The organism is Methylibium sp. T29-B (assembly GCF_000576225.1).
Taxonomy (GTDB): Bacteria; Pseudomonadota; Gammaproteobacteria; order Burkholderiales; family Burkholderiaceae_C; genus Methylibium; species Methylibium petroleiphilum.
On the sequence record NZ_AZSN01000185.1, the window covers coordinates 1 to 6473 of the forward strand.

8 protein-coding genes and 1 tRNA gene are annotated in these 6473 nt (G+C 60.9%); 4 read left to right on the forward strand and 5 right to left on the reverse strand.

What is annotated here, in order from left to right:
* The 3 genes from Y694_RS18940 to Y694_RS24480 form a co-directional block, all read right to left on the reverse strand.
* Positions 1 to 1116: recombinase family protein (locus Y694_RS18940; RefSeq protein WP_036235342.1), on the reverse strand; the 1116-nt coding region annotated here is incomplete at its 3' end.
* A complete protein-coding gene (locus Y694_RS18945) occupies positions 1113 to 1574 on the reverse strand; it encodes a DUF2924 domain-containing protein (protein ID WP_036249693.1) in 462 nt (153 codons plus the stop codon). The genes Y694_RS18945 and Y694_RS18940, both read right to left, overlap by 4 nt.
* Positions 1571 to 1759 (reverse strand): hypothetical protein, encoded by a 189-nt coding sequence (locus Y694_RS24480; protein ID WP_152543553.1) that lies wholly within the window; start codon positions 1757 to 1759, stop codon positions 1571 to 1573. The genes Y694_RS18945 and Y694_RS24480 overlap by 4 nt, the downstream gene beginning before the upstream one ends.
* Positions 1760 to 1942: 183 nt before the next feature.
* Between Y694_RS24480 and Y694_RS18950 the strand changes: the two genes are divergently transcribed.
* The 4 genes from Y694_RS18950 to Y694_RS18965 all read left to right on the forward strand — a co-directional run bounded on the left by Y694_RS18950 (position 1943) and on the right by Y694_RS18965 (position 5654).
* Positions 1943 to 2344, forward strand: a complete 402-nt coding sequence (locus Y694_RS18950) for a thermonuclease family protein (RefSeq protein WP_231497786.1) — start codon at positions 1943 to 1945, stop codon at positions 2342 to 2344.
* 124 nt (positions 2345 to 2468) lie between these two features.
* Complete coding sequence (locus Y694_RS18955; RefSeq protein ID WP_036235344.1) at positions 2469 to 2702, forward strand: LexA family transcriptional regulator; 234 nt, start codon at positions 2469 to 2471, stop codon at positions 2700 to 2702.
* A 35-nt stretch (positions 2703 to 2737) separates the two neighbouring features.
* On the forward strand, positions 2738 to 3526 hold the full coding sequence (locus Y694_RS18960) for a hypothetical protein (protein WP_036235347.1): 789 nt from the start codon (positions 2738 to 2740) through the stop codon (positions 3524 to 3526).
* The gene (locus Y694_RS18965; RefSeq protein WP_036235349.1) at positions 3516 to 5654 is read left to right on the forward strand and encodes a 7-cyano-7-deazaguanine synthase; all 2139 of its coding nucleotides are present in this window, start codon (positions 3516 to 3518) and stop codon (positions 5652 to 5654) included. Before Y694_RS18960 ends, Y694_RS18965 begins: the two co-directional genes overlap by 11 nt.
* Positions 5655 to 5912: 258 nt before the next feature.
* Here Y694_RS18965 and Y694_RS18970 read toward each other — a convergent pair.
* Positions 5913 to 5987 (reverse strand) — tRNA-Ala (locus tag Y694_RS18970).
* Between the two features lie 30 nt (positions 5988 to 6017).
* On the reverse strand, positions 6018 to 6473 hold a 456-nt coding region (locus Y694_RS18975), incomplete at its 5' end, for an NAD(P)-dependent oxidoreductase (RefSeq protein WP_036235352.1).

Consider the following 6473-nt stretch of genomic DNA (forward strand, 5'->3'; position numbering starts at 1 on the left):
GCGCGCACACCCTTGGATGCTTTCGGGCGACTGGAGCGCACCCACCAGCAGATTCACCACCACTTCCTCGATCTGGTCGGCCGGGATCATCCCGGTGGCGCTGCTGCGGTAGCCATAGCGGCTGTCCGCCTTGGGGATGTAGTAGCGGTACTTCTTGCCCGAGGGCTTCTTGCTGTAGGTGATGTGGTACTTGCCACCATCAGGGCCGTACATCAGGCCGCGCAACAACGCGTCGGTCTTGTGCCGGGTCTGGGTCTTGCCCATGCGCTGGTGCGCGTCCTCAGACAAAATGTTCTGCACCCGATCCCACAACTGACGGGTGATGATCGGCTCGTGCTGTCCAGCAAACGCCGTCCCCTTGTGGCGGATTTCGCCAACGTAGATCGGATTGCGCAGCACCTTGGAGATGTACTTCTTGTCCATCGGCGTGCCGTTGCGCACGCTGCCGTCCTTCAGCCGGTTGGGCTTGGTGGTGATTCCTTCCAGGGCCATCTCACGGATGATGTCCGTGATGCAGCGCGTTTCGGTGAAGCGGGTGAAGATGCGCCGGATGGTCTCGGCATCCTTCTCCTCGATGATCAGCTTGCGGTCTTTGACCTCGTAGCCCAGCGGGGTGTAGCCACCCATCCACAGGCCCTTGCGCTTGCTGGCGGCGATCTTGTCGCGGATGCGCTCGCCTGTGACTTCACGCTCGAACTGCGCGAAGGACAGCAGGATGTTCAACATCAGCCGCCCCATCGACGTGGTGGTGTTGAATTGCTGGGTGACCGACACGAACGACACCTTGTGGCGCTCGAAGACTTCCACCAGCTTGGCGAAGTCGGTGAGGCTGCGTGTCAGGCGGTCGATCTTGTAGACGACCACGATGTCGATCTGGTCGGCAATGATGTCGGCCATCAGACGCTTCAAGGCAGGACGTTCCATGTTTCCGCCCGAGTAGCCGCCGTCGTCGTAGTCGTCGCCTACCGGCAACCAGCCCTCGGCACGCTGGCTCACGATGTAGGCTTGGCCCGCTTCGCGCTGGGCGTCGAGGGAGTTGAAGGACTGGTCGAGGCGCTCGTCCGTGGAGACTCGGGTGTAGACGGCGCAGCGTTTCTTGGTCACGACGATGTTCACTTGGCACCTCGCTTCTGTTTGTTCTTGGTGATTCCGAAAAACAGCGGTCCTGACCACTGGGTGCCGGTGATGTGGCGGGCGACTCCCGACAAGCTCTTGAAGCGGCGGCCTTCGTATTCAAAGGAGCCGTCCGCCTGCGCGGTGACGCGGTGTTCGCGGTTGTCAAATTCCCGCACCAGCACCGTGCCGGGAATGACCTGAACTTCCACGCCGCGCTGCGTCTTGATGTTGGATTGAGCTTCGCCGATCCGTGCCATCTGCGTCTGCACGAGCAGGGCGGTGCCCAGTGCCTCCTCCTGAATCTTGTAGGCGACGCGGCCTTCGACATAGGCCCGGTTATGGTGGGGTGGTCGCTGCGGGAAATACTTGTCCCAAACCGCCCACAAATCTTTCATGGCCAGTTGGGGAAGATTGGCGATTTGTGCCGCCAGAGAGGGTGGTGTTATTGGTGCGTTCACTTGAAAACTCCTTCTGTAGAGGGGTTTGTATGAACGCGCTCGGGTGCCGAGAAGCCAAGTGGAATATCGCTGTCTTGTGGACGCGTGGAATGCAAGCGCGCGATGGCGGCCGCGATGATTTCTGCGGCCTCGCGGGCCCGTTGTCTCGGGGACATCAATTCAGGGAGTGTTTGTTCGACGGTCATTTCGGTAGCCAGTAAAGTTGTCAGACCGTTACGAAGAATATGCACACAGGGCGGTCGGGGTATCCCGTTTCAGCGTGCATCAGATAGGGTGAGCGAGATTTCGAGGAGATTTTCTGGGCGACGTTGATCGCCCTGGCGGCGTGGAGTGTTAGTGCGGAGACCATCACGGGTCGAGTGGTTGGCGTGGCCGACGGCGACACGGTCACCGTCCTCGATGCGGATAGGACGCAGCACAAGATCCGGGTGGCAGGGATCGATGCGCCGGAGATGAAGCAGGCATTCGGGCAGCGATCCAAGGCGTCGATGTCCGACCTCGTGTTCGGCAAAGACGTCGTCGTGATGAGCAGCAAGCGCGACCGCTACGGGCGGCTTGTTGGCAAGGTACTGGTCGCCGACCCTTCCTGCACCGCGCGCATGTGTCCGAAGACACTGGACGCAGGCTGGCACAGATCACAACCGGGATGGCTTGGTGGTACCGCCAGTACGCACGGGAGCAGGCCGCCGAGGATGCCGGTGCCTACGAGTTTGCTGAGCAGGAGGCGCGCGACCGCCACGCCGGGCTGTGGCGCGATGCAGATCCGATAGCTCCTTGGGACTGGCGTCGCTCCTCCCGCCCGTAGTCAGGCCAGAGATTTTCTGCGTTGGGTCGCCTCCATTGACCTGATGTTCATCAGGTCATATATTGTGCAAATCGGCGAGGAGCAATGCCATGAGCAAGCGAAAGACCGAAGGCATTACGGAGCCGCAGGCAAGAACGCTGAGGGCGATTTGCCAAATCCTCGACAACACGGGCCTGCCGCCCACCGTCAAGGAATTGGCCGAAGCCCTGGGCATCAGCCACGCCAGCGCTCATGAACAAATCGCGCAGTTGGTACGCAAGGGGTATTTGAGGAAAGAAGAAAAAAAGGCACGGAGCATCGTGATAGTGAAGCGCAACGAATGACCGCGATGCTTTGATTTCAACAAGGGGAATCCTGGATGGGGCACGTTCGGCTCGGGGTACTGCCAAGAACGAAGGCGTGGAAGGAGGTCGTCGAACTGATCGCCGCCGGTGCTGACGTCTCCCAAATCGCCAATGCCACCATCACGGCGGCCGAAAAGGCCTTCTCCTTCGTGATGGACGATGTGGGCTACACCGAGGCCGTTTGGCTGATGACCCAGATGGCCATTGCCGCCAAGAAGCCCGATATCCACCAGCACCTTGCGGCAGCGGGCATCCATCTACCTGCCGACCCCTCCCTCATCGATGTGACCACGGCGATCACCGAAGCACTGGATCGGCGCGTAGAGGGCAATGGCCAGCGATCCGACCTCGGAGGCCTTGCCAATCGGGCCATCGTCGGTGCCGTCAACGATGTCCTCGCGCCCAAACTGCAATCGCTCTTTTCGTCCGACCCGGACACGATGCGGGCGGCGCTCGCAGACTTGGGAAAGCCGAAGGAGTTTGGCGACTTCTCCCGGCGATTCTTTGCCCGGCTGGCCAATGAAGGGCTGCAGTATTTCCTGAGCAAGGTCGTGAACACCCAGCTTGGCGATGGAATGCGCTTTGCGACGATGAATCAGTCGGCCCAGTTCAATGCGGCTCTGGAGACCCACACCCGAGAGGCGTCGGTCATCGTCGAGAAGTTTTCAAGTGAATGGTTCTCAAAACACCGGTTTCATGAGGGCGGTGATATTTCCAGAAAATCGTCGGACGGATTCGCAGGCTATGCGCTGAAAAAGATGAAGGACGAGTTGAAAGCGGGGGCGCGCAGCGATGCAAGGTAAGCGATACGTTCTGTGCGGCAACGCGTCCGCAAAAGGCATCAGCGAAGATCCCTCGCGCGATCTGCGGCTGCGGCTCTCCGGCAAGGCCGGGCACGGCAACATCACCCTGCGCATCGAAGACGTCCACACCAAAATGTTTCGTGGCGTTCCGCCGCTGTTTCACGACCTGCTGGAGATCGCCACCTACGTCTACAGCGCTGATCAGGTGGTCAGACGCGGTGCGGACGATGTCGATTCCTTTGGTGATGGCTGGCGGCGCGACCTGCACTTCGTGGTTCCGGTGCGCAATCCCGATTTTTGGAACAGTGCCGAGGTGCAGGAAACGCTGTGCTCGACGCTCGGGTTCCTGTCCGACGACCAGTACCAGTTCGACTTCGTCAAACTCGACCAGGATCACCAGTTCCAGGAGTACCTCGAGTTCAATGACACCCAGCAGATGTACGGGATGCCGGAGCAGGTGGTGATGTTCTCCGGAGGACTGGACTCTCTGGCCGGTGCCATCGATGAGGTTGTGAACCAGAAGCGGCGCGTGCTCTTGGTCACCCACAAGTCGACCTCCAAGCTCAACAAGCGACACCGCGTACTCGAAGAGATGCTGGCCGCGAAAGCAGGCGACAACGTGCCGCACCGCATTACCGTTCGCGTCCACAAGACCAAAGAACTGAACCACGAGTACACCCAGCGCAGCCGGTCGTTCCTGTACGTCTCCATCGGCGCGACGATTGCCCGGATGCTCAACCTCAAGAGTGTCCGCTTCTACGAGAACGGCGTGATCAGCCTGAATCTTCCGGTGTGCGCTCAGGTGGTCGGCGGCCGTGCCACAAGGACAACGCACCCGAGAGTGATGAAAGGCTTCCAAGACCTGCTTTCATTGGTGGCAGGTGAGCCCTTCGCAGTCGAGAACCTCTACATCTGGAAAACGAAGGCGGACGTCGTCAAGGTCATCACGGACGCTGGTTGCCACGACCTGATCAAGCATTCGATGACCTGCACCCACACCTGGGAGATGACGAACCAGCACACCCACTGCGGAGGCTGCTCGCAATGCATCGACCGTCGATTCGCAGTTCTCGCCGCCAAGGCTGATCAACACGATCCGACCGAACACTACAAGTTCGACGTGTTCACCCAGAGCCGTGATGCCCAAGATCAGAAGAAGAACGTGGACAAGATCATGGCCGCAGCCTATCTGGAGCGGGCCAATCAGGTGAATGGCCTCACGGACGTGGCGCAGTTCGTCAGCAGTTACCCCGACGTGGGCCGGGTCTTTAAGTATCTGAACTACAACAGCGCCGGGCAGGCAGCGCAGCGGGTGTTCGATCTCTACAAGCGGCACGCCAATGAGGTGATGGGGGCATTGGATGAGCTGCTTAGTCGTCACAGCAAGGAGATTCGGGAGCGGACGCTTCCCGGAGATTGCCTGCTTCAAACGGCTTATCAGGCGAACTCCGTGATCTCAATGCCCGCCGTGGTGTCGGCAGAAAAGCTGCCGGACAACATTTTCCGAAAGCGCGGTGGTGTCTGGGAGGCACGGTTCCAAGGTCGGGGACGACACACCATCCTGATCCAGGGCGTGGACAAGGGGGCTGAGTACATCAACCTGTTGCTGGCGTTCCCGGATCGTGAAACCTCGGTTTTTGAAATCGTCTGCGGCAGCGAAATCGGGGCCGTTGAATCGGCAGCGAACACCGGGTTGGATCACGATGACATCGAAGAGGGGTATCAAGTGTCTAACGGCGTGCCGCTGGGGGATGCTGGCGTGGTGGCGGACAGAAAAGCGATCCAGCAGTACCGTGGCAGATACAACGATCTGATCAGTGAAAAGGCGGATGCGGAGGCAGACGGTGACCACGAGCGGCTTGAAGAAATTCAAATCGAAATGGCTCAACTTGTGGCTGCTGTGACGGGGGCACAGGGAAAGGGGGGCAAGCTACGCAGGGTCGCTGACAGGAGAAAGAACGTCCGGGACGCCTTCCGCAACGCGGTTGACCGAGCCATCAAGCAAATCGAGAAGTACGACAAGCCGCTGGCTGAGCACCTGAAAGCCAGTATCAAGCACGGCAACGAGGTGGTCTACCGGCCGGAAATGTCGATCACTTGGGACGTCCGTCCAATCGCGAACACCTAGCCCGGTCGCGGGGTCGGGTCGCCTGCGTGAAGGCGGTTTCGGAGACGAACAAGGAGCCGGAAACCCGCGCCAATGCGGACGCAAACGCGGCGGCGTCCTTCGCAGAATCAGAGAATGGGCAGGATCCGAGAACGGAAGACGGCTCGAAACCGACTTGTTCGGGGCAGCGGCGTCCGTCGCAGCAAGGCCCGAACCCGCGCCAGCACTGGGGGAAACGGGCAAAAAAAACCAACCGAGAGTGGTTGGTTTTTTGAATAGTGGTGGAGAGGAGGAGGATCGAACTCCCGACCTTCGCATTGCGAACGCGACGCTCTCCCAGCTGAGCTACCCCCCACGACGGAGCGGATTGTAGCCGATCGCCGCTCACTTCATGCCGTTGCGTCGTGCCAGTTCCAGCCAGAGGCCAGCGTGGTCGGCGTCGGCCCAGCCGTGGTCGGCGGCGCTGCGGTACAGCTGCTCGAACAGCTGGGTGATCGGCGCGTCGAAGCCGAGCTCGGCACCGGTGGTCAGCGCGTTGCGCAGGTCCTTGATCTGCACGGTGATCGCGGCGCGCTTGGCGAAGTCGCGCTCGACCATGCGCTGGCCGTGCACCTCGAGGATGCGGCTGTCGGCGAATCCGCCGCGCAGGGCCTCGCGCACCTTGGCCGGGTCGGCGCCGCCGCGTTCGGCCAGCAGCAGGGCCTCGGCCACGGCGCCGATGGTGATGCCCACGATCATCTGGTTGGCCAGCTTGGCCAATTGCCCCGCGCCGTGCGGGCCCACGTGGGTGGCGCGGCCGAGCGGGGCGAACGCCGGCCGCGCGCGCTCGAAGTCGGCCGC

Bases quoted from the DNA above. Each gene is read 5' to 3' on its own strand.
- Y694_RS24480 (WP_152543553.1), bottom strand. From the start codon at position 1,759: ATGACCGTCGAACAAACACTCCCTGAATTGATGTCCCCGAGACAACGG.
- Y694_RS18955 (WP_036235344.1), top strand. From the start codon at position 2,469: ATGAGCAAGCGAAAGACCGAAGGCATTACGGAGCCGCAGGCAAGAACG.
- Y694_RS18965 (WP_036235349.1), top strand. From the start codon at position 3,516: ATGCAAGGTAAGCGATACGTTCTGTGCGGCAACGCGTCCGCAAAAGGC.
- Y694_RS18960 (WP_036235347.1), top strand. From the start codon at position 2,738: ATGGGGCACGTTCGGCTCGGGGTACTGCCAAGAACGAAGGCGTGGAAG.